Below are 21,445 nucleotides of genomic sequence, written 5' to 3'. Positions count from 1 at the left end.
CTTCCCCGGCTGAGGATCAGACCGCCTTCTTCAGCGCCTCGACCAGATCGGTCTTCTCCCAGGAGAAGCCGCCATCTTCGGTCGGCGCGCGGCCGAAATGGCCATAGGCGGCGGTGCGGGCATAGATCGGCTTGGTGAGGTTCAGATGGGTGCGGATCCCGCGCGGGGTCAGGTCCATGCATTCCATCGCGGCGCGTTCGATCTGCGCCGCATCGACCTTGCCGGTGCCATGAGTGTCGACATAGATCGACAGCGGCTTGGCCACGCCAATGGCGTAGGAGACCTGGAGGGTGCAGCGGTCGGCCAAGCCCGCCGCGACGACGTTCTTGGCAAGGTAGCGCGCGGCATAGGCGGCGGAACGGTCGACCTTGGTGGGATCCTTGCCCGAGAAGGCGCCGCCGCCATGCGGAGCGGCACCACCATAGGTGTCGACGATGATCTTTCGGCCCGTGAGGCCCGCGTCGCCATCCGGCCCGCCGATGACGAATCTGCCGGTCGGGTTGACCCACCATTCGGTCTTGTCGGAGATCCAGCCCGAGGGCAGGATCTCGCGGATATAGGGTTCGACGATGGCGCGGATGTCATCCGAGGTCTGGCTTTCGTCGAGATGCTGGTGCGAGAGCACGATCGAGGTCACTTCGACCGGCTTGCCATCTTCATAGCGCAGGGAAAGCTGCGACTTGGCGTCGGGACCGAGGGTCTTTTCCTTGCCCGACTTCCGGGCCTCGGCCAGACGGCGCAGGATCGCGTGCGCATATTGGATCGGGGCGGGCATGAGCTCGGGCGTTTCGCGGCAGGCATAGCCGAACATGATGCCCTGGTCGCCTGCGCCGTCCTTATCCACGCCTTGCGCGATATGCGCCGATTGCTTGTGCAGATAGTTCTGCACTTTCAGCGTCTTCCAGTGGAATTCGTCCTGCTCGTAGCCGATATCCTTGACGCAATGGCGGACGATGTCTTCGACCTTGTCCATCATGTGCTTGAGCGCCTTCTTGTCGCTCAGCCCCACTTCGCCGCCAACAACGACGCGGCCGGTGGTGGCGAAGGTCTCGCAGGCGACGCGGGCATTGGCCTCTTCGGTCAGAAACGCGTCCAGCACAGCGTCCGACACGCGGTCGCACAGCTTGTCGGGATGCCCCTCCGAAACGGATTCGGAGGTGAAGACATAGTTGTTCCGGCTCATGGGTATTTGCTCCGTTGATAAACCCGTCACGCCAGGAAGCCGTTGTGACGGTTGCGCCACGGGCTTACGCGGCGGGGGCGGAACAGGCAAGGCCTATCGCGGCGCGCGCGCCCGCCAGGCGAGAAGGCCGAGCCCGGCCAGCAACAGGAAGAGGAGCGGCGCATCCCCCGTCTTCGCGTAGGGCGGCGCAGGAAGCGCGCCGGGCAAGGCTGCGTCAAGCGTGGCGCGAACGCCCAGCGGCAAGAGAAGGGCGGCCCCAGCCGCATCGCGGGCGATGCGGCCCCGTGCATCCACCACGGCCGAGATGCCGGTATTGGCAACGCGCACCAGCGGTAGTCCCTGCTCAACCGCGCGCAGGCGGGTGATGGCGAAATGCTGGTAAGGGCCTGTCAGGGTGCCGAACCAGGCATCATTTGTGACCTGCAGCATCCAGCCCGGGCGCGGTCCGGGGCTGGCGACCTCGCCGGGGAAGATCGCCTCATAGCAGATCAGCACCCGCGCAAGGCCAAGGCCCGGGCCGAAATCCACGGGATGGACCCGGGTTCCCGCCGAATAGGTCGCCCCGGCGCGGGCGGAAAACTCTGTCACATCGAAAATGTCCAGCGCGGCTTCGCCCAGAGGGACATATTCGCCAAAGGGGACGAGGTGGGTCTTGTCATAGGTCGCCTGGAACCTGCCATCCGGGCCGAAGAGGACAAGGCTGTTCCAGGCCAGCGGCCCTTCAACCCGCTGCGCCCCGGCGGCCACGGGCGCGCCGATCGTGTCGGCGATCGCCACCGCGGCGCTGTTGCCGGGTTCCACCGTGTAGGGCACGGCGGTTTCGGGCCAGATCACCAGATCGGGCGGCGGTCCGGACAGGCTGAGGCGGATCAAGGTGCCAAAATTGTCGCGGGCGCGGTCCGGGTCCCATTTCAGCGCCTGGTCGATGGCAGGCTGGACCATGCGGAACGTGCCACCGGGGGCTGCAGGTTCAGGCAGCGACAGGCGGTGCCAGGACCAGCCACACGCGGCCAGCGCCAGAAGCGACGCCAGCACAAGCCCCCGACGGCCAAGCGCGACGGGAAGGGCCGCCGCCAGAACCGTCAGCGCGGTCAAGCCATAGCCCCCGACCAACGCGCCCATCTGGATCAGCGGTGTGTCCAGCCAGATATGGCCAGGCAAGGCCCAGGGAAAGCCGGTCAGCGCATGGCCGCGCGCCAGTTCCGCCAGCGGCAGCGTGATGGCAAGGCCCAGCGCCCCGCCCCGCAGCCGGGCCGTCACCCAGGCAGCGGCGGCCCAGAACAGCGCCAGACCAAAGCCCAGCATCGGCAGGGCAAAGGGGGCCATCCAGCCGGTCGCCGCAGCATCGACCAGAAAGGGCTGCACGATCCAGGACAGCGCCAGACAGAAATGCCCGCCACCGAAGACCAGCGCGCGCCCTGCGGCCCGCAGGGGCGTGGGGGCGGATGAGATGCGGGCAAGGCCAAGCGCCAGCGCCACCAGCGCGACCGGCCAGAGGCCAAGCGGCGCCTGCCCCAGCGCAAGCACCGCCCCCAGCGCGAAATCGCGGGCGAGGCCGCGCCAGTCAGGTCGCCGCATCGTCAGCCGGCCGTGCTGCCGGCGTCAGGGTCTTCGGCCGGGGCGGGAAGCACACCCGGCAGGCGCACGCGCAGCCGCTTGATCCGCCGGGCATCGGCATCGACGATCTCGATTTCCGCGCCGCTTTCATGGCTGACCACCTCGCCCCGCGCGGGCACCCGGCCCGTGCGCAGGAAGACAAGCCCGCCCAGCGTATCGATTTCCTCATCTTCCTCGCCGGTGCGCAGGCGCAGGCCAAGCGCCTGTTCCAGCTCTTCCAGCGGCGCGCGCGACTGGGCAAGGATCACACCGGGCTTTTCCTCTTTCCACAGCGCGCCTTCGTCTTCGTCATGCTCGTCCTCGATCTCGCCGATGACGGTCTCGATCAGGTCCTCGATGGTGACAAGCCCGTCGACCCCGCCATATTCGTCGATCACCAGCGCCATATGCGCCCGCTCTTTCTGCATCTTTTGCAGCAGAACGCCCGTCGGCATCGACGGGGGCGCGTAAAGGATCGGGCGGAGAAGGCGCTTAAGGCTGAACCGGCCCGACGCGCCGAAGCCATGGGTGAGGGCAAGATCTTTCAGCAACACCAGGCCCTGCGGGTGATCCAGCGTGCCCTTGTAGACCGGGACGCGGCTGAAACCATGTTTGCGGAAGACTTCGACCAGATCGTCTTTGCCGATGTCGGTGGGCACGGCCACGATTTCGGTCTTAGGGATGGCCACGTCATCAACCCGCAGGCGGCGCAGCGCACCCAGACTTGGTGCAGCGGCAGTCGGCGCCGTCGCGGGGGCCGCTTGCTCATCATTGGTCGGCGTGAAGGCGGAGAGTAGCCGCCCGAAGAACCCGCGTCCGGCGGGTTCGCTAGACTCGTCTTCCGCATCGGCCGACGCGGATTGCGTCATGGCCGGACTGTCGCTCGTACTGCCCATTGGTCCTTTGCCCAAAACACCCCTGTCGCGCAGAGGCCCCCTAATATGGGTCAGAAAGACCCAGCGAGGCAAGTATCGCCACTTCGTGGCCTTCCATGAGCGCGGCATCCGCCTCGGTCTCATGGTCATAGCCCAGAAGATGCAAACAGCCATGAACGATCAGATGCGTGACATGGTCGCGCATCGGCTTGGCCTGCTCTTCCGCCTCGCGCGCGCAGGTTTCCCAGGCGATGGCGATATCGCCCAGGGGTTCGGGGTCATCCGCGGTGCCGGTTTCGGGGTCTTCGGGCTGACCGCCCGGCATTTCCGGCGAAAGGTCCCAGGCGGGCCAGGACAGCACATTGGTGGGCTTGGGCTTGGCCCGGAATTCGCCGTTCAAGACCGCGATTCGCGCGTCGTCGCAGCCAAGAAGCGAGATTTCCAGGCACGTCGCAGGGTGGCCCAGATGCGCAAGCGCGGCCCGCGCTGCGGTTTCGGCCAGGGCCGCGAGGCCGAAGCCTTCCCAGCGCTCCTCCTCGATCACGGTATCGACAAGCATCTGCATGGCGCGGCCCTACAGGTCGGACGAGAAAGGGGCAAGGCCAAGCCCTGCCCCTGTCGATCTCGGCATGCCGGGCGTGTCAGCCCTGCGCCTCGTCGGCTTCATAGGCCTCGATGATGCGGCCGACCAGCGGATGGCGGACCACGTCCTTCGAGGTGAAATAGTTGAAGCTGACGCCCTTGACGTTTTTGAGGATGCGCTCGGCCTCGGCCAGACCCGAAGCGGTGCCGCGCGGCAGGTCGACCTGCGTGCGGTCGCCGGTGATGACCATGCGGCTGCCCTCGCCCAGACGGGTGAGGAACATCTTCATCTGCATCGAAGTGGCATTCTGCGCCTCGTCCAGCACGACAAAGGCGTTCGACAGGGTGCGGCCGCGCATGAAGGCCAGAGGCGCGATCTCGATGCGCTTTTCCTGGATCAGCTTTTCAACCTGCTTGGCCGGCAGGAAGTCGTTCAGCGCGTCATAAAGCGGCTGCATATAGGGATCGACCTTTTCCTTCATGTCGCCGGGCAGGAAGCCCAGACGTTCGCCCGCCTCGACGGCGGGGCGGGAGAGGACGATCTTCTCGACCGCGCCCGAGATGAACATGGTCACGCCCACGGCGACGGCGAGATAGGTCTTGCCGGTGCCGGCGGGGCCGATGCCGAAGCCCAACTCGTTCTGGAACAGGTTCGCCACATAGGCTTTCTGGGCCTCGGTGCGCGGTTCAATCGGCTTTTTGCGGGTGCGCAACTCCATGCCAGAGGTGAACAGTTCGATCTGTTCGCCCTCGGCTGCCGGGCTGACCGGGCGCCCCATGCGCAACGCGCCATCCACATCGCCTGCCGCCACGCTGCGGCCTCCTTCCAGTTTCGCGTAAAGCGAACGCAACACCGCCGCTGCCTGATCCCTGCCCGCCTTTTCGCCGATCACCGCCAGACGGTTGCCCCGCCGCAGGATATGGACGCCGACCTGATGCTCGATCTGGGCGAGGTTGCGGTCAAATTCGCCGCACAGCTCGATCAGAAGCCGGTTGTCGGGAAATTCGAGGATGGTTTCGATCATGTCCTCGGGCTTGGTCGGGGGGGTCAGCGCGCTGATGCCCAAGAGGGTCTCCTTCTGTGGCAGGGCCTATATGGGATGGTGCGACCGCCGGTTCAATCTGGCAAGCGATTTCATCCCTGACACCATATCTTGCGGGGGACTGCGCAGGAATTGTGACATTTTGCGGCAAATCTGCAAAATCCCCTAAGAAAGCGCGAAAGGGCCACGGTTTCTCCGCGGCCCTTTCGGCGCAACCCATGGGCAGGAAACGCATATAAGACGGCCGGGTTCCGGCGGCATCAGCCCGGAACGCAGATACCCTCGACGGAATGGGTGCCCGAGGGGCAGGATTTGACCACGACGGTCTTGATGCCATGGCCCGACACCCGGTCGGAAACGCCTTCGTCGCCGGTCTGGTAGTCCCGCAGCACGGTGCCCGGCGGATATTTGTCGTTGCAGACAGGAAGGCCCGAAGCCGGATCGTAGCGCGGGGTGGAATAGCCTTCGAGCCCGTCATCCATGATCCAGTTCTGGCAGCCATCGGGATCATAGGCGATGGCCGCGCGCCCATTGACGAGTACGCCTTCGTCCTTGCCCTGGTCCTGGCCGGTGGCGATGACCGACTCGGCACCTTTGTACCGCTCTGCCCCTTCGAAACTTTCGGTTACGCACCCCGCAAGAAGAAGCGACCCGACCAGGCCGAAGCCGATGTTCCCGATGCTTTTCATGGCGTTCACCACTGGTAACAAACGATTTCGACGCGGCGGTTCTTGGCCATGCCAGCCGCCGTGCTGTTCGAGGCGATCGGCTGGCGTTCACCAAAACCCAGTTCACGCTCGACCGAGGCTCCGACCGACCGGGCCACCTCGGCCACGGCATGGGCGCGGCGCTTCGAGAGGCTCATGTTATACTCATCCGAGGCGCGGCTGTCGGTGTGGCCGTAGATGGCATAGCCAAAAGCCCCCGACTGGCTGAAGAACTTGCGAAGGCGCTCGCGTCCCGCGCCAGTCAGCTTGGCGCTGTCGGTGGCAAACAGCGTGTCGGTGTTCTCGACCAGGCAGGTATTCTTCTTCAGACAGACCGGCTTGCCGGTCTTGGGGTTGCGGCGGGGGACCATATAGCCCTCATGTCCGCCATCGGCCCACCAATGCATGCAGCCGTCATCGTCGACCCAGACGCCCCATTCAATCTGGCCGACGACCTCGGGCTGGGTTTGCGCCGGGGCGGCATGGGCGACAAACAATCCGGTCGCGAGGACGACCCCTGCCGCAAGAATACGCATAGCGCGTGAAAATCCGCTCACAGCGAGAGCCCCCTTCACCAAACTTTGATAACTACTATCGCAGGATTGCCGTCGCCGACCCGGGAAGTAAAGCGGATTCGACTGGGCGGCGGCCAAGCTAAGGCATTCATATAGCGTATGGTTTTTCCGAACCACACGGTTCGGCAGGACATTCGGCCTTGTCCCTGCCGCAGAAACTCGCTGGGGTTGCAGGCCTGGCGCGGTTCAGCCGGGCAAGCGCCGCGCAGAAAGCGAATTCGGCGCCGCGGCCAATACGCGGGCCCGTACCAGATCGCCCACGCGGCCCTGCGCATCGTCAAGGAAGACCGCCATCAGATGTTCGGACTTGCCCACCATCTGCCCCGGCATCCGGCCCGGCTTTTCATAGAGCACGGAAATCTCACGCCCGACCATCGCCGCCTGCGCGGCGCGCTGCTGTTCGGTGATCAACGCCTGAAGCGCCTGCAACCGCGCATCTGCCACAGCCTCGTCCACCGGGGCCTTCTCGGCGGCGGGCGTGCCCGGCCGGGCGGAATATTTGAAGCTGAAGGCCGCGCCATAGCCGACGGCGCGCACCAGGGCCATCGTCGCCTCGAAATCGGCATCGGTCTCGCCGGGGAAGCCCACGATGAAATCCGAGGTCAGCAGGATGTCGGGACGCGCGGCGCGGATGCGGGCGACAAGGTCGAGATACTGCGCCGCGGTGTGCTTGCGGTTCATCGCCATGAGGATGCGGTCGCTGCCCGACTGCACCGGAAGATGCAGATAGGGCATCAATTGCGGCACCTCGCCATGCGCCGAGATCAGGTCATCGGCCATGTCATTGGGATGGCTGGTGGTATAGCGGATGCGGTCAAGCCCCGGGATCGCCGCCAGCGCGCGGATCAGATCGCCCAGGCCGCGCGGCCCCGGCCCCTCGCCATGCCAGGCATTGACGTTCTGGCCCAGCAGCGTGATCTCGCGCACGCCACGCTCTACCAGATCGCGCGCCTCGGCCAGAAGCCGCGCCGCCGGGCGGCTGACCTCGGCCCCGCGTGTATAGGGCACCACGCAAAAGGCGCAGAATTTGTCGCAGCCCTCTTGCACCGTCAGGAAGGCGGTCGGGCCGCGTTTGCCCTTGCGCTGCGGCAGGTGGTCGAACTTGTCCTCGGCCGGAAACTCGGTATCGACGCTTTGCCCCTGTCTGCGCACCATCTCGGGCAGGCGATGATAGGCCTGCGGCCCGACGACCAGATCGACCAACGGCATCCGGCGCAGGATCTCGTCGCCCTCGGCCTGGGCCACGCAGCCGGCGACGCCGATCTTGAGATCGGGCTTGCCGGCCTTGAGCGGCTTGAGGCGGCCCAGGTCGGAATAGAGCTTTTCGGAGGCCTTCTCGCGGATATGGCAGGTGTTCAAAAGCACCATATCGGCCTCTTCCAGCACCTCGGTGGTGACATAGCCCTCGGCGCCCATGGCTTCGGCCATGCGCTCGCTGTCATAGACATTCATCTGACAGCCATAGGTCTTGAGGTAGAGCTTCTTCACGTCAGCCATGCGTGCCTCCTGAGGCGGGCCTTCTACACCCGCCCGCCCGGTGGGGCAATGGCAGCGCGCCGACAACCGCCCCCTTGCCTTGCACGGATGATTGACCGAATCTGCGCAACAATCGCCGCGGGGCAGAGGGCAGCATGATCCACCCAGACCTTGAGACATTTCTCGCCAAGGGCAAGGCGGCGCTGACCAAGGGACCGCTTGCCGTGATCATGGCCGAAGACGAGGTCGAGGTCGCCTCCACCCTGCGCCACCACCTTCAAGCCGGCTTTCGGGACGTGCTGCTGCTTGCGCCCGAGGGTCTGGCCCTGCCGACGGACCTGGCCGAGCTGATCCATATCACCTGGCATGATGTCCATGCCGAAGCGGCCCTGACGCAGGCCGTGACCCGCATCGCCGAGGCCGCGCCGGGCATCTGGATGTATTACTGCTACAATGCCGAATACCTGTTCTTCCCCTTCTGCGAGACGCGCAGCTTCCGCGACCTGGTGGCCTTTCATGCCGAGGAACGCCGCGAGGCGATGCTGACCTATGTCATCGACCTTTATGCCGGCGACCTTGACCGCTTCGGCAATGCGGTCTCGCTGGACGATGCCCATCTCGACCGGTCGGGCTATTATGCGCTCGCGCGGAAGGACGAGGCCAAGGGCTGGGCACCGCGCGAGCGGCAGCTTGATTTCTTTGGCGGGTTGCGCTGGCGATTCGAGGAACATGTCCCCTGGACCAAACGCAAGATCGACCGGGTCGCAATCTTCAAGGCGAAGAAGGGGCTGAAGCTGCGGCCCGATTTCACCTTCAGCGAGGAAGAGCTGAACACCTTCGCCTGCCCCTGGCACAACAACCTGACCGCCGCCGTCTGCTCGTTCCGCACCGCCAAGGCCCTGCGCAGCAACCCCGGCTCGCGCTTCGACATCCAGAATTTCCGCTGGCACAATTCGATCCCGTTCGACTGGCACAGCCAGCAATTGATGGATCTGGGCCTGATGGAACCGGGGCAGTGGTTCTGACCGGCAAAGCGCCTCTGGCTGGCGGCAGATGCCACGGGCAGGAATAGCCGCAAGACAGAAATGACAGGCCGCGCAGCTTCGCGCGCCCCTGTGATCAGCGCGGCTGACGGCGCAGGCGGATGACCACCTCGACGCGGGCGATCTCGGTGCCCGGGGGGGCTTCGGGCAGGCCCGCGATCTTCAGTTCTTCCTTGGGCGCATCGGTCAGGGTGGCCGTGTCTTCCCAGTAGAAATGCGGATGGTCGTCCATGCGGGTGTCGAAATAGCTTTTCGAACCGTCGACCACGACTTCGTTCATCAGCCCCGCGCCGCAAAAGGCGCGCAGGGTGTTATAGACCGTCGCCAGGCTGACCTTCTCGCCCGCCCGTCCCACCATCTCATACAGGCCCTCGGCGGTGACATGGCGGTTCTCGCCATCGCCCACGAGCATCGCCGCAAGCGCAAGCCGCTGCCGCGTCGGGCGCAAGCCCCCGCGATCCAGCCAGGTCGCCGCCCGGTCTTCTGCCGACAGATCCGATCCGCGCATTCCTGCCCGCGCCTTTTCCTGCATCCTAAACGCAGTATAAGGCGCGCTGGCCCGTGCTTTCAAGCCGCAGGCGCCAATTGCCCCGATTCTCCCCCTGCCCTTGCCCTGCAATCCATGCCTCTGTTACAGGGAAGGCAACAATTTCTGCGAACAGGGAGGAACCGGGGCAGATGGGGCAATACCCTAAGACATTCGACCGCGAGGCGCTTCTGGCCTGTGCCAGGGGAGAGCTTTTCGGCCCCGGCAATGCCCAGCTTCCCGAACCGCCCATGCTGATGATGGACCGCATCACCGACATATCGGAAGATGGCGGCGAACATGGCAAAGGGCATGTGGTCGCCGAATTCGACATCACCCCCGACCTGTGGTTCTTTTCCTGCCATTTCCCCGGCAACCCGATCATGCCGGGCTGCCTTGGGCTTGATGGCCTGTGGCAGCTTACCGGGTTCAACCTGGGCTGGCGCGGCTGGCAGGGGCGCGGCTATGCGCTGGGCGTGGGCGAGGTCAAGCTGACCGGCATGGTGCGGCCCGACCGCAAGAAGCTGACCTATTACGTCGATTTCACCAAGGCTGTGCAGACCCGCCGCCTGACCATGGGCGTGGCCGATGGCCGGGTCGAAGCCGATGGCGAAACGATCTATCTGGTCAAGGACATGAAGGTCGCGCTGTCCGAGGCGTAAACGCCGCATCTCGACAGGCGAAGTGCAAAGCGGGGCCCGAAGGCCCCGCTTTTCTGTCTGACGATCGGCTCAGATCACGCCCAGCATCCGCATCGCCTCGGCCACGCGGACGAAGCCGGCGATATTGGCCCCCAGCACGTAATCGCCGGGCGCGCCATACTCTTCGGCGGTGGCCGCGCAGGTGTCGTGGATGCCGCGCATGATCGTGGCAAGGCGCGCCTCGGTCTGATCGAAAGTCCAGCTGTCGCGGCTGGCATTCTGTTGCATCTCCAGCGCCGAGGTCGCGACGCCGCCCGCATTCGCGGCCTTGCCCGGAGCGAAGAGTACGCCGGCCTCCTGGAAGATACGGACGGCTTCGGGCGTGCAGGGCATGTTCGCCCCCTCGCCCACCGCGATCACACCGTTCTTGACCAGCGCGCGCGCATCCTTGCCCGACAGCTCGTTCTGCGTGGCCGACGGCATCGCGACATCGCAGGCGACATCCCAGACCGAGCCCCTGTCGGCAGGAATGAAATGCACGCCAGCGCCGCGGCGACGGGCATATTCCGAAATCCGCTCGCGCCGCACGTCCTTGATTTCCTTCAGCAAGGCAAGGTCGATCCCAGCCTCGTCCAGCACATAGCCGCTGGAATCCGAACAGGCGACGACCTTGCCGCCGAAGCTTTGCACCTTCTCGATCGTGTAGGTCGCCACATTGCCGGACCCTGATACCACCACGGTCTTGCCGTCGAACGAGGTGCCCTTCGTGGCCAGCATGGCCTGGACGAAATAGGTATTGCCGTATCCGGTCGCCTCGGTCCGCGCGCGCGATCCGCCATAGGCCAGCGCCTTGCCGGTGAAGACCCCTGCCTCATACTTGTTGTTCAGCCGCTTGTACTGGCCGAACATATAGCCGATCTCGCGCCCGCCGACGCCGATATCGCCTGCCGGAACGTCGGTCTGCTCGCCCAGATGGCGATGAAGTTCGGTCATCAGCGACTGGCAGAAGCGCATGATCTCGCCATCGGATTTGCCCTTGGGATCAAAATCCGACCCGCCCTTGCCGCCGCCGATCGGCATTCCGGTCAGCGCGTTCTTGAACGTCTGCTCGAAGCCAAGGAACTTGATGATCCCCACATTCACCGAGGGATGGAAGCGCATACCGCCTTTGTAGGGACCAAGCGCAGAGTTGAACTGTACCCGGAAACCGCGATTGATCTGGACCCGGCCCTTGTCATCAACCCAGGGGATACGGAAGATGATCTGCCGCTCCGGCTCGCAGATCCGCTCGATCAGGGCAAGGTCCAGGTATTGCGGATGTTTCGCCACCACGCGGCCAAGGCTTTCCAGGACTTCGTGCACGGCCTGGTGGAATTCCGGTTCGCCTGCATTGCGCCGGGTCACTTCGGCCAGGATCGGCTGAAGCTTTTCGTCAATCGCATTCATCGGGGCACTTTCGAAAACAGATGATCTGGCTCCGGGCCCAGCCCGGCTTTTTCGCCGTAGATTAGTTTTTGGGCAGATTGAATGCTTATTTCCCATTATTTATGCAGAAAAACGATGAGAGCCGCCGAAATGCCCGCCCGTAGCGGCCAGACAGGCGCCCCACCAATCCGCCATTTCCGAAGGCGACCCATGCGCCCTGCGACCGCCAAGCGCCTTGCCCCCTCCCCCCCCTCTGCCCTAAACAGTCCTCACGCCACGAAGGGAGGCCCCATGCGCCGCGTCGTCATCACCGGGATCGGGATTGTCTCGTCCATCGGCAACAATGCAGCCGAGGTGGAAGCCAGTCTCCGCGCCGGGAAATCCGGCATCGTCTTCGCCCCGGATTATGCCGAGCATGGGTTCCGCTGCCGGGTGCACGGGGCACCGAACATCGTGCTGGAAGATCTGATCGACAAGCGTGACCTGCGCTTCATGGGCGATGGCGCGGCCTATACGTTCATCGCCATGCGCGACGCGATCAAGGATTCCGGTCTGACCGAGGCCGAGGTCTCGAACGACCGCGCCGGGATCATCGTCGGTTCGGGCGGGCCTTCGACCAAATCCTTCTTCAAGGCCCATAACATCGTGCGCGAAACCGGCAGCCCCAAGCGGATCGGGCCCTTCGGCGTAACCAAGGGCATGTCCTCCACCACTTCGGCCTGCCTGGCGACGCCCTTCAAGATCAAGGGCGTGAACTATTCGATCACCTCGGCCTGCTCGACCAGCGCCCATTGCATCGGCAACGGCACCGAGCTGATCCAGATGGGCAAGCAGGACGTGGTCTTCGCCGGTGGCGGCGAGGAGCTGGACTGGACGCTGTCCTGCCTGTTCGATGCGATGGGCGCAATGTCGTCCAAGTACAACGATACGCCCGAACGCGCCTCGCGCACCTATGACGCCAATCGCGACGGCTTTGTCATCGCGGGCGGCGGCGGGGTCGTGGTGCTGGAAGAGCTGGAGCATGCCCTGGCGCGCGGCGCGAAGATCTATGCCGAGGTCACCGGCTATGGCGCCACCTCGGACGGCTATGACATGGTCGCCCCGTCGGGCGAAGGTGGCGAACGCGCGATGCGCCTTGCCCTTGGCACCCTGCCGCAAGGCCGCAGGATCGACTATATCAACAGCCATGGCACCTCCACCGCGGTCGGCGACGTGACCGAGGTCGAGGCGATCCGCCGTGTCTTCGGCCAGGGCAAAACCCCGCCCATCGCCTCGACCAAATCGCTGACCGGGCATTGCCTGGGCGGCGCGGGCGTCTGGGAGGCGATCTATTCGATCCTGATGATGAACGGCAACTTCATCGCCGCTTCGGCCAATGTCGAAACGCTGGACCCGGCGCTGGACCCGGCCGAAATCGTCACCAGCTTGCGCGAGAATGTGGCGATCGACTCGGTTCTTTCGAATTCCTTCGGCTTCGGCGGCACCAATGCGACCTTGGTGATGTCGAAATATCTTGCCTGATCCGAACAAAGCATAGGATGCCAGAATGGCCGATTTGATGAAGGGGAAGCGCGGGCTCGTCATGGGCGTCGCGAATGACCGTTCGATTGCCTGGGGCATCGCCAGCGCCTTGGCCGCCGAAGGGGCCGAACTGGCCTTCTCCTATCAGGGCGAGGCCTTCGGCAAGCGGCTGGCGCCGCTGGCCGCGTCGGTCGGGTCGGAGGTGATGGTTGATGTCGATGTGACGAACGAGGCCTCGCTGGATGCCTGTTTCGCCCAATTGGCGGAAACCTGGGGCAGCCTGGACTTCCTGGTCCATGCCATCGCCTATTCCGACAAGACCGAATTGACCGGCCGCTTCGTCAACACGACGCGCGGCAATTTTCTCAATTCTCTGAACATCTCGTGCTTTTCCTTCATCGATGTGGCGCGGCGCGCCGAGGCGCTGATGCCGAATGGCGGCAGCCTGGTCACCCTGACCTTCCAGGGCTCGAACAAGGTTGCGCCGAATTACAATGTGATGGGCGTGGCCAAGGCGGCGCTGGAATCGGCGACGCGCTATCTGGCCAATGACCTTGGCCCGCAGAAGATCCGCGTCAATGCGATCTCGCCCGGCCCGATGAAAACCTTGGCCGGTTCGGCCATCGGCGGCGCGCGGGCGACCTTCCGCCATACCGAAGAAAACACCCCCCTGCGCGCCAATGCGACGCTCGAGGCGATCGGCGGCACGGCGGTCTGGCTCTGTTCGGATTATGGCGCCGCGACGACGGGCGAGATCGTCCATGTCGATGGCGGCTATCACGTCCTGGGCTTTCCGCAGCCTGACAACCTGTGACGCCGCGAGCGGCAGCGCCGCCCGCCCCGCGCCCCTCAGAACAGACCGGATCCGTTTCTCGCAGCGATGTACCACGCTCTGCGCCGCGGGTCTGATGCTGCGCGGTGGGGCTGGGAAGGCAGGCATGGGAAACTGGAGCGGGCGGCGGGAATCGAACCCGCGTCTCCTGCTTGGAAGGCTTGCGCTATATCGCCATATTATCGTTTAACAACAAATACTTGTACACAACGCGTTCGATTTTTTGTCGGCGATTTGTCGGGAGACGATTCTTGGAGCGGGCGGCGGGAATCGAACCCGCGTCTCCTGCTTGGAAGGCAGGGGTCTTACCATTACACAACGCCCGCGTAGGTTCCGCGTAGCTAAGCTGACAACCGACCGGCGTCAAGATGCCTGTTGGAATGGAGTCGGGGCTAGCGGCTCCGAACGATGTATTGCTGTCGTTTGGCGCACATCTCTAACGGACGCAATGGGGCGGAAAGCCGACGGACGGCGGTGCAGCATAGTCATCGCGGAAAGCCAGCTGAGCGGTCGTTCATGTGTGTTGCAGCGAATCTTCCGCCCTGCTCCCTGAGGCAGCAGATCGTTGGTTCGCGGCAAAGTATCGATTGAATTCGGCGATTTCTGATCATCGAAAAGATACTTGTAGAAATTGCAACTCCATAACGCTAACGCATTTTTAGGGGGTGCAGTTTGCCGACAGCGACAACAATCACCATCGCGGAGACGCTCGACCTGCTCGACGGTCCGCTGAGCGGCTTTTCCAAAGGCTTCCAGACCGGTCTTTACGCCCTCTGGTTGGGATCGGGCATCTCGCGTGAGCGCGTGGTGGGCCTTGACGGAGTGCTTGCCAAGCTGCTCGAGAACCTGCGGCTGCGCATCACCGGAGTCGATTGCGATCACCATCGCGCCCTTGAAAAGATCCTTGATCTTGCCGACCTGTCTGCCGTTCAAAAGGCGCAGATCGACCTCGGTCAGCCTGTTGCTTCCTGGCCGGTCCATAACGAACTCATTAACCGGCTCTGGAATAAGTACTCAAAAGTGTTGGGCATCGAGGTCAATGGCCAGCGCCTCGATTACCTTCTCTGGGACGTCCTTGACTTTCCAACCACTTTCGCTGCGCAGAAAGCTGATGCCGAGCACCTAGCAATCGCGATGCTGGTTCTCGAGGGTGTGGTGTCGGACCTCGCAACAGCCAATTGGGATGGCCTTCTGGAAGCGGCTATGCAGGATCTCGGTCGACAAAACGAAACATTTCGTGTTGCAGTTACCGGGGGCGACCTCCAGGGACCGCCAGGCATCGGGACACTGTATAAATTTCACGGATGCGCGAACCGGGCGATTGTGAATGAAAACGAGTACCGACCACTGCTCGTAGCTAGGGAAGCGGCTATCACGCATTGGGGGCAGAACCCACGCTTCACGCAGATGCGGGAACAGCTCAGGGCACTCATTGCTCGTTCAAGAACCCTGATGATTGGCCTGTCCGGACAGGATACAAACATCCAACAGCTATTCAGCGCAAACAAATTGCCTTGGAGTTCCGATCCCGCTCCGATCATTTTCTCGGCTCAGGAGCTGTCGGACGGACAAAAATCTATCCTTGAGGGTGCATACCAAGGCGACTATGAGGCCAATCGCGACACGATCCAGGCGGGTGCTACCTTGCCCGCTTTTGGAAAATCACTGCTACTGGCGCTCCTATTAAGCACAGTGTTTGGCAAGCTTGCCGCCCTCGTTTGCCTGGTGACGTCGCCAGTCTTAGGTGTTGCGGGCAAGCAGAGCCTCATCGAGGGGCTGAGAGCACTCGAGCGTGTCGCGGCGAACGCCGGGAGCGCTAACCGGTATGATTACGTCCGAGCCATCGCTGCGTTGATGGGCAGGGTCTCCGAGCAGTTTCTTGGGGGGCCGGGTGGCCCCGGCCGCCGCCCCTACATGCCGCTGAGTGCGCAGCCGGCGCATCTGATGCAGCAAGACCCGGGGGTAGGGTTCTCTGGCAAGCCGGAAGCCGCTGCCGCACTGGGGCTAATCGGCCAAGGGCTTGTCGCCAACCGTTGGTCGATTGCGGTCGACGACCCGGAGCAGCCGACGAGTGGGGCGCTACGGCTGATCGCTCCGGCGGCCGCGGCCCGCGTGTTTCTCGCCGCCAATGACGACAACATTAACCAGCTCGTCGCGTCTGGGGCTTTCGACGAGGCAGACGGCGACGTGGTAGTCATCTGTTCGCGCAAGGTCACGCCCCGGCAGCAGCGAAGCCCATCCAAGTCCTGGCGGACAGGCAAGGCACTGCCGCGCTATGTTAGCGTCAGCGACCTGCTCGAGGGCCCTGCATCGTTTGATGAGATCCAGAGCAGGTTCAACTTTGAGGTCGGTCTATGACGACAGCGGAAACAGTCTTTGAAATCCTGACCAAGGAGGGTGGCTATCGGCCGCTCGGCAAGCCGATTAGGATCGGTTCGCAGACTTTCAGTTTCCCCCATGTGCTGGTAGCCGGCGAACGGGCCAACGACCTTGTCATCGTGATCGAGCTCACCGGCGCGTCTGAAGACGCACAGGTCACGCGGTCGGTCCTCGCCTTTACCCGTGCACTCGATGTGCTGGGCTCGAAGCGATCGGTAACCGCCGTTCTGACTTCGGGTCAGGCGGATAATGATCTGGTGAACTCGATCAATCGCGTCTGCCGAGTACTGCCGGTCGGCGCCCCGACCGGGCCGATGGCGGAAAAAATGGTACGGGATTGGCTGGCGGTGCTTCTGCCGCTGAAGGGCCCGCCGCCGGTCGAGCACTTGGCCGACTGGAAGGCCAGCCTAGAAAAGCAGCTGGAAGGCACCGATGACGAACCGGTTGTCGGCTGGTTCGTGCAGCTGGCCGAAAGGGGCAAGGAGGCCGTGGAGGCGGCGCTTGCCCTAGAGATTTCGACGCTTGCCGACAAGGTGCTCGAGGACGGAGCGGAGCAGTCATGAACCCGCGCCTAAAGTCGCTCTCGATCCACAATTTTCGTTCCATACACGGATCGGTGGTCATTCCGCTCGATGCGCAAGTGGTGCTGGTTCACGGCACCAACGGCATGGGCAAGACCAGCTTGATGTCGGCCATCGAGCTTGGCCTTACCGGCTCCATCGCTCACCTCGAAGACCAGTCGAAGTACCACGAATTTCTCACCCATATCAATACGGCGGGTGGTTCGATCCAGCTTGCCGTCGAAGGGATGGATGGTCGCTCGACCGGGGCGGGCAAGGTCTCGTTCGGTCCGGGTTCATTCGACGCGGCACCGGCGCTCAATGCCAGCGATGCCAGCTTCTTTTCAGAGCGCTGCTACTTGCCACAGGCCGTACTGGGTCGCCTGCTGGACATCTACGATCAAAAGAAGACCACGAACTCGCGGCTGACGGAGTTCGTGAAGGAATTGCTGCGGCTCGACGCGCTCGACGCCTTGGTAGACGGCCTCGACCATGCGTTCAACGTTACCCGGATCCGCAAGCTTGCCCCGGTCTACAAGCAGCTCGAAGAGGCTCGCGATCTACTCGACAAGCAACTCGAGCGCGAACGGTCGAGCGTCGAGTCCGCTCGGCAGGCGACGACTCAGCGCATCTCCCGTCTCAACGACTTGCTAGCCGTGTTGGACCCTACCGCAGTGCCGGTCGGTGCTGGTTTCGATGTAGCCGCGCTGCGTGCCCGGGCCGAATACCGGGACAGGGACCAAGCAGAACTCGCCAGTGTCACCCAGCAGAGCTCGGAGGTGAGCTCGTTGCTGAGCCGTCTGGAACAGACCTCGGCAGAAAGTCCCGACGCCGAGATCGCGGCGCTGGAGCGCGATGCTGCCGCAATTGGATCGCGGTACGAGACGTGGCTGAACGGTCAGGGAGCGCAGATCACTCAGGGGCTGGACGCCCTCAGAGAGTTCCATTCGGAGCTGTCGCCACTCGATGGCGCCCGCGTCGCGGATCAGGTCCGGGATGCACTGAACTGGTGCATCGACGAGGTTGATCGCTGCCAGCGATTGCTGGACCAGCACGGCACCGCGAACCAGCAGCTGACGGCGGCTAGAACGACAATCCAGAGGACGACGACCCGCATTAGTGAGATCAACCAGGCGCTCGAAACGGGTGCCAAGGATGCGCGAACCTTGGCCGCTGCCCTTGCAGGTATAGCGCCGCATGTCGAAGGGGATTTGTGCCCGGTCTGCAACCGCGAATACGCGGAGATCGACAGTGGCTCCCTGACCGCGCACATTGCGGCCACGATAGCGAACCTCACGTCGGAGGCAGGGCGGCTGCAGGCGTTCTCGACAGAGCGTGCGTCGGAGAGCGAGCGATTGACGACGGCCCGGCGGGACGAGGCGACTGCCGAGCGGCTGGTGCTGCAGCCCGACGCGCTCGTCGATCTCCGTCAACGCCAGTCCATGATTGCGTCGATCAGGTCAAGGCTTGAACCGCTACAGGGGGACGCCGCTCACGGGCAGAGCCTCTTTGTCCGCCTCGACAGTGCTCGCCGGAGCCTTGCGGCCACGAGACGGGCAAGGCTGCAGTCGGCGTCCTTGCTTCCAGAGATCAATGCCGCCGTGGAACGGGCGACGGGCCAGCCGACGACGAGCTTTTCGGGCCTACGCGAGGCTCTCGAGGCGGCTACTGGAGCGCTTTCGGGCCGTCTCAGAGCCGTCCAAGCGGCTCTTTCGTCGCGCGTCGCTGTCGAGACCGAACTCGAGCAATATGCCCGCGAGGCCCAGTTGCTCTCGGACCGCGTGGCTCGAACTACCGAACTCGAAGAGCGCCTTGCGACGATGAAGGGGGCCTTTTCGTCGATTGGCCAGGTCCGGGAGCGGGCGAAGACCATCGCGACCGCAGCAATCCAGGTCCGTTCCGGGATCGTCCGTGACGTCTTCAGCGGGTCGCTCAACACGGTTTGGCGCGACCTGTTCGTGCGGCTTGCTCCGAACGAGCAGTTTGTTCCACAGTTCCGCCTTCCCGATCGGGGGGATGGCAAGGTGGAGGCGGTACTCGAGACCTTTCATCGGTCGGGTCAAGCCTCCGGTCCTCCGGGAGCCATGCTCAGCCAAGGCAACCTGAACACCGCGGCCCTGACACTGTTCCTCGCGTTGAATTTGTCGGTGCCTTCGCAGTTGCCATGGTTGGTGCTCGACGATCCCGTGCAGTCGATGGATGACGTTCACATCACGCAATTCGCGGCATTGTTACGGACCTTCTCCAAGGGACTTGGAAAACAGGTGGTGATTGCAGTGCACGAGCGTGCCTTGTTCGAGTACCTCACGCTCGAACTAAGCCCGGCGTTCGCTGGCGATACCTTGATAGCTGTCGAAATTAGCCGGAACTTCGTCGGCGATGCCGTGGCGGATCCGCACTTCTATGTCTTTGAGGACGATAAGGCTGTAGCTGCCTGAGTTCGAAAGCCGCACAAATGGCAAGCGCGCGCCAATTGGCTCCGCTCCCAAGTTAACGCCGCATCAGGTACAGAGGAGGTGCTGAGGCCGGAGTGCAAGTCAAATCGGACACCTAAGTCATGCCGGTTTATGCCACCCTCAAATTGCTCCATTGCCTTGGGCCATTCGCCAAAAGTCCGCGCTATGATTGTTCAACTGGCCGTCGTAGCCCGAGATGGCTTGGAACTCGTTGGGAATGCTTGCGCCATCGCCGCCATTGCGGAAAAATTCTTGTAGGGCGAACTGCGTCAAATGATACAAATGTTGCCAAACGGCGAAAAGATCACTCTGCCGATCCTCATCGATCTTCCAAGCACTTGGTTTTCTCTGCGGCCGCGGGATCCCGTCGTAGACGCGCAGCTTGGTGTATCGATGTCGAACCGTTATCCCGCCGTAGGACCAATCCTCGTCGATGGAACGTCTCCACTTGAAAGCAACCCGAACCATCAGATTCTCTGTAAGCGTTCCTGGCGGGAAGTGGATATCATCGACGTAGAAGTGCTCTCCTTCCTTGGTTTCGCGCTCCATCCTGTCCTTCATCTGCGAGACCGCAAAGGACAGGTCGCGACCAGCCTTTTCAACTGCATACAGCGTTCGCTTGCGTTTTTCGACAGACTTCGAATTTCGGTAGTCCGTCATCCTGGATTCGAATGTTCTGAGATGCTGCATGACGTAGGGACCGCATGCATGGAAATCGATCTTATCCCAGGTGCCCACCCGCTCGCACCGGATGGCCCTATCTATCTGGGCGTGAAGTTCACACAGATCTATGGACGCAAGGCCAACCTTTTCTGAATCGGTTAGATTGAGCATGTCGTTCTCCAGCTCGCGATTGCAGCGGCGCGGCACATCGATGATCTTATGACGAGATGAAACGCTGAGAGAGCTTCGTCACCCTCAGTTTCAGGTTCTTTTGGAAGTTTACGAATGCTCTACAAGGATGTCATGTCGACCTTCGGCGCGTCGTTGGCGGGCAGGTCCGCACCAGGCGATGACCCTGTCTGGCATTTTGCCTGGTCTGAGGAGCTGCAGTGCAGTCGGGAAGGCACATTAGCCGCGCTCCAGCAGGCCAAGGTGTATCTGCTCGACCATCACGCTGCGGCCTATGCGGATACACTGCGCAATAGCGTGAACGAGAAGGCTGTTGAGGCTGGTGTCGCTGCGATGACGATCCTAGGTGAGATACAATTTCCTGCCCCGGTGACATGGGTGGAGTTCGACTATCGCGAGCTGGTGGTTGCCCGTTTCGAGAGGGGGTCACCTGCGACCGCGCATGACGATCGGCCCATCGGATCGGGTCATCGGGGCTTCCTGATTGATGGCCGACAGGATGACCATCTGATGATCACGATGTTCAGCCGGGAATCGGGCAGCAAGATCATGGATCCGCTCTGTGCCCTGCGCGTCAATCGCAACGGTCAAGGCAAGCTGGACTACGATGATGTGAAGGAAGAGCTTAGCAGATCAATGGTGGACTTCCGTGTGCGCCTTGGCGACTCGACGGAAAAGATCCAAGCTCTACGGACGCTGTACCGCATCGATACCGGTTACGACCTCTTCATCCCCTTCGCACTCTTCGCGATGCTGGTTTCACCGGACCTCGGCGGCATCATTCCTTCAGAGATCGAAACCTTCAGCGCGAAGGACGCTAAGACCGCCCGGAAGTTCGGTAAATCATGGATTCTTGCCGCCCAGAAATCGCACCTTACGATACGTATCGGTCCGCAGGCCGTTGCGCATATGCAAGAAAGACGGGCTCGCATCGAGTTCGAGCGTAGCGGCCAGTCGACCAGGAACGGGCCCGCTCGTCATTGGGTAAGCGAGCACGAGCGACATTATCGGAGCGGGAAGGTCGTTCTCGTCAAGAGCCACCCCCGGGGGCGCGAACCTAGGGTCAACTTGCCCACCCGTGTCATGGGGCCCGATCCAGCAAGGTCGACGTGATGATCCCCGTACACTCGTTGCTCACTCAGAGATCATGGGGCTAAGCTGATCCCGGACTCT

At 63.0% G+C, this 21,445-nt stretch carries 19 protein-coding genes, 1 tRNA gene and 1 riboswitch; of the genes, 8 read left to right on the top strand and 12 right to left on the bottom strand.

What is annotated here, in order from left to right; genetic code table 11:
- Positions 1-16: 16 nt before the first annotated feature.
- From metK to miaB, 8 genes are all read right to left on the bottom strand, one after another.
- Entirely contained in the window at positions 17-1,183 is a 1,167-nt protein-coding gene (gene metK / locus ACED67_RS08190) for a methionine adenosyltransferase (protein WP_395541078.1), read from the bottom strand.
- A 7-nt stretch (positions 1,184-1,190) separates the two neighbouring features.
- Positions 1,191-1,237, bottom strand: a riboswitch (SAM-SAH riboswitch).
- Positions 1,238-1,276: 39 nt separating this feature from the next.
- A complete protein-coding gene (gene lnt / locus ACED67_RS08185) occupies positions 1,277-2,761 on the bottom strand; it encodes an apolipoprotein N-acyltransferase (protein ID WP_395541077.1) in 1,485 nt (494 codons plus the stop codon).
- A gap of 2 nt (positions 2,762-2,763) precedes the next feature.
- On the bottom strand, positions 2,764-3,675 hold the full coding sequence (locus ACED67_RS08180) for a transporter associated domain-containing protein (protein WP_395541076.1): 912 nt from the start codon (positions 3,673-3,675) through the stop codon (positions 2,764-2,766).
- A 40-nt stretch (positions 3,676-3,715) separates the two neighbouring features.
- A complete protein-coding gene (ybeY, locus tag ACED67_RS08175) occupies positions 3,716-4,219 on the bottom strand; it encodes an rRNA maturation RNase YbeY (protein ID WP_395541075.1) in 504 nt (167 codons plus the stop codon).
- Positions 4,220-4,295: 76 nt separating this feature from the next.
- Positions 4,296-5,303 carry a PhoH family protein gene (locus tag ACED67_RS08170; RefSeq protein ID WP_395541074.1) on the bottom strand — a complete coding sequence of 336 codons (1,008 nt, stop codon included), beginning with the start codon at positions 5,301-5,303 and terminating at the stop codon, positions 4,296-4,298.
- 236 nt (positions 5,304-5,539) lie between these two features.
- Positions 5,540-5,968 carry a hypothetical protein gene (locus ACED67_RS08165; protein ID WP_395541073.1) on the bottom strand — a complete coding sequence of 143 codons (429 nt, stop codon included), beginning with the start codon at positions 5,966-5,968 and terminating at the stop codon, positions 5,540-5,542.
- Positions 5,969-5,973: 5 nt separating this feature from the next.
- Positions 5,974-6,522: an OmpA family protein gene (locus tag ACED67_RS08160; protein WP_395541072.1), complete on the bottom strand. Its 549-nt coding sequence runs from the start codon at positions 6,520-6,522 to the stop codon at positions 5,974-5,976.
- Between the two features lie 225 nt (positions 6,523-6,747).
- Positions 6,748-8,058: a tRNA (N6-isopentenyl adenosine(37)-C2)-methylthiotransferase MiaB gene (gene miaB, locus ACED67_RS08155; protein ID WP_395541071.1), complete on the bottom strand. Its 1,311-nt coding sequence runs from the start codon at positions 8,056-8,058 to the stop codon at positions 6,748-6,750.
- Between the two features lie 134 nt (positions 8,059-8,192).
- Between miaB and ACED67_RS08150 the strand changes: the two genes are divergently transcribed.
- Entirely contained in the window at positions 8,193-9,062 is an 870-nt protein-coding gene (locus ACED67_RS08150) for a glycosyltransferase family protein (protein ID WP_395541070.1), read from the top strand.
- A gap of 94 nt (positions 9,063-9,156) precedes the next feature.
- Here ACED67_RS08150 and irrA read toward each other — a convergent pair whose 3' ends face one another.
- Complete coding sequence (gene irrA, locus ACED67_RS08145) at positions 9,157-9,588, bottom strand: iron response transcriptional regulator IrrA (RefSeq protein WP_395541069.1); 432 nt, start codon at positions 9,586-9,588, stop codon at positions 9,157-9,159.
- Between the two features lie 170 nt (positions 9,589-9,758).
- Here irrA and fabA point away from each other — a divergent pair, with 170 nt between their 5' ends.
- Positions 9,759-10,268 carry a bifunctional 3-hydroxydecanoyl-ACP dehydratase/trans-2-decenoyl-ACP isomerase gene (gene fabA, locus ACED67_RS08140; protein WP_395541068.1) on the top strand — a complete coding sequence of 170 codons (510 nt, stop codon included), beginning with the start codon at positions 9,759-9,761 and terminating at the stop codon, positions 10,266-10,268.
- A 69-nt stretch (positions 10,269-10,337) separates the two neighbouring features.
- On the opposite strand, the gene gdhA is transcribed toward fabA, so the two are convergent.
- Positions 10,338-11,693: an NADP-specific glutamate dehydrogenase gene (gene gdhA / locus ACED67_RS08135; protein WP_395541067.1), complete on the bottom strand. Its 1,356-nt coding sequence runs from the start codon at positions 11,691-11,693 to the stop codon at positions 10,338-10,340.
- Between the two features lie 270 nt (positions 11,694-11,963).
- On the opposite strand from gdhA, the gene fabB reads away from it, so the two are divergent.
- Positions 11,964-13,193: a beta-ketoacyl-ACP synthase I gene (fabB, locus tag ACED67_RS08130; RefSeq protein WP_395541066.1), complete on the top strand. Its 1,230-nt coding sequence runs from the start codon at positions 11,964-11,966 to the stop codon at positions 13,191-13,193.
- Between the two features lie 25 nt (positions 13,194-13,218).
- The gene (locus ACED67_RS08125; protein ID WP_395541065.1) at positions 13,219-14,007 is read left to right on the top strand and encodes an enoyl-ACP reductase FabI; all 789 of its coding nucleotides are present in this window, start codon (positions 13,219-13,221) and stop codon (positions 14,005-14,007) included.
- A 270-nt stretch (positions 14,008-14,277) separates the two neighbouring features.
- Here ACED67_RS08125 and ACED67_RS08120 read toward each other — a convergent pair.
- Positions 14,278-14,351, bottom strand: a tRNA-Gly gene (locus tag ACED67_RS08120).
- A 346-nt stretch (positions 14,352-14,697) separates the two neighbouring features.
- On the opposite strand from ACED67_RS08120, the gene ACED67_RS08115 reads away from it, so the two are divergent.
- From ACED67_RS08115 to ACED67_RS08105, 3 genes are read left to right on the top strand one after another with little or no spacing between them, the layout of a single operon-like run.
- Positions 14,698-16,383: an SIR2 family protein gene (locus ACED67_RS08115; RefSeq protein ID WP_395541064.1), complete on the top strand. Its 1,686-nt coding sequence runs from the start codon at positions 14,698-14,700 to the stop codon at positions 16,381-16,383.
- A complete protein-coding gene (locus tag ACED67_RS08110; protein ID WP_395541063.1) occupies positions 16,380-16,967 on the top strand; it encodes a hypothetical protein in 588 nt (195 codons plus the stop codon). The genes ACED67_RS08115 and ACED67_RS08110 overlap by 4 nt, the downstream gene beginning before the upstream one ends.
- The gene (locus ACED67_RS08105; protein ID WP_395541062.1) at positions 16,964-19,402 is read left to right on the top strand and encodes an AAA family ATPase; all 2,439 of its coding nucleotides are present in this window, start codon (positions 16,964-16,966) and stop codon (positions 19,400-19,402) included. The genes ACED67_RS08110 and ACED67_RS08105 overlap by 4 nt, the downstream gene beginning before the upstream one ends.
- Positions 19,403-19,540: 138 nt before the next feature.
- On the opposite strand, the gene ACED67_RS08100 is transcribed toward ACED67_RS08105, so the two are convergent.
- Positions 19,541-20,254, bottom strand: coding sequence for a hypothetical protein (locus ACED67_RS08100; protein WP_395541061.1), 714 nt, complete (start codon positions 20,252-20,254; stop codon positions 19,541-19,543).
- 114 nt (positions 20,255-20,368) lie between these two features.
- On the opposite strand from ACED67_RS08100, the gene ACED67_RS08095 reads away from it, so the two are divergent.
- Entirely contained in the window at positions 20,369-21,385 is a 1,017-nt protein-coding gene (locus ACED67_RS08095) for a hypothetical protein (protein ID WP_395541060.1), read from the top strand.
- Positions 21,386-21,445 lie beyond the last annotated feature (60 nt).

Origin of the sequence: Neotabrizicola paludis (assembly GCF_044142105.1) — a bacterium.
Lineage (GTDB): Bacteria > Pseudomonadota > Alphaproteobacteria > Rhodobacterales > Rhodobacteraceae > Pseudogemmobacter.
The sequence above is the reverse complement of the archived record's forward strand: the minus strand, read 5'-3'. Positions and strand labels throughout refer to the sequence as shown.

Bases quoted from the DNA above. Each gene is read 5' to 3' on its own strand.
- metK (WP_395541078.1), bottom strand. From the start codon at position 1,183: ATGAGCCGGAACAACTATGTCTTCACCTCCGAATCCGTTTCGGAGGGG.
- lnt (WP_395541077.1), bottom strand. From the start codon at position 2,761: ATGCGGCGACCTGACTGGCGCGGCCTCGCCCGCGATTTCGCGCTGGGG.
- ACED67_RS08180 (WP_395541076.1), bottom strand. From the start codon at position 3,675: ATGGGCAGTACGAGCGACAGTCCGGCCATGACGCAATCCGCGTCGGCC.
- ybeY (WP_395541075.1), bottom strand. From the start codon at position 4,219: ATGCAGATGCTTGTCGATACCGTGATCGAGGAGGAGCGCTGGGAAGGC.
- ACED67_RS08165 (WP_395541073.1), bottom strand. From the start codon at position 5,968: ATGAAAAGCATCGGGAACATCGGCTTCGGCCTGGTCGGGTCGCTTCTT.
- ACED67_RS08160 (WP_395541072.1), bottom strand. From the start codon at position 6,522: ATGCGTATTCTTGCGGCAGGGGTCGTCCTCGCGACCGGATTGTTTGTC.
- miaB (WP_395541071.1), bottom strand. From the start codon at position 8,058: ATGGCTGACGTGAAGAAGCTCTACCTCAAGACCTATGGCTGTCAGATG.
- ACED67_RS08150 (WP_395541070.1), top strand. From the start codon at position 8,193: ATGATCCACCCAGACCTTGAGACATTTCTCGCCAAGGGCAAGGCGGCG.
- irrA (WP_395541069.1), bottom strand. From the start codon at position 9,588: ATGCGCGGATCGGATCTGTCGGCAGAAGACCGGGCGGCGACCTGGCTG.
- fabA (WP_395541068.1), top strand. From the start codon at position 9,759: ATGGGGCAATACCCTAAGACATTCGACCGCGAGGCGCTTCTGGCCTGT.
- gdhA (WP_395541067.1), bottom strand. From the start codon at position 11,693: ATGAATGCGATTGACGAAAAGCTTCAGCCGATCCTGGCCGAAGTGACC.
- fabB (WP_395541066.1), top strand. From the start codon at position 11,964: ATGCGCCGCGTCGTCATCACCGGGATCGGGATTGTCTCGTCCATCGGC.
- ACED67_RS08125 (WP_395541065.1), top strand. From the start codon at position 13,219: ATGGCCGATTTGATGAAGGGGAAGCGCGGGCTCGTCATGGGCGTCGCG.
- ACED67_RS08110 (WP_395541063.1), top strand. From the start codon at position 16,380: ATGACGACAGCGGAAACAGTCTTTGAAATCCTGACCAAGGAGGGTGGC.
- ACED67_RS08105 (WP_395541062.1), top strand. From the start codon at position 16,964: ATGAACCCGCGCCTAAAGTCGCTCTCGATCCACAATTTTCGTTCCATA.
- ACED67_RS08100 (WP_395541061.1), bottom strand. From the start codon at position 20,254: ATGCTCAATCTAACCGATTCAGAAAAGGTTGGCCTTGCGTCCATAGAT.
- ACED67_RS08095 (WP_395541060.1), top strand. From the start codon at position 20,369: ATGCTCTACAAGGATGTCATGTCGACCTTCGGCGCGTCGTTGGCGGGC.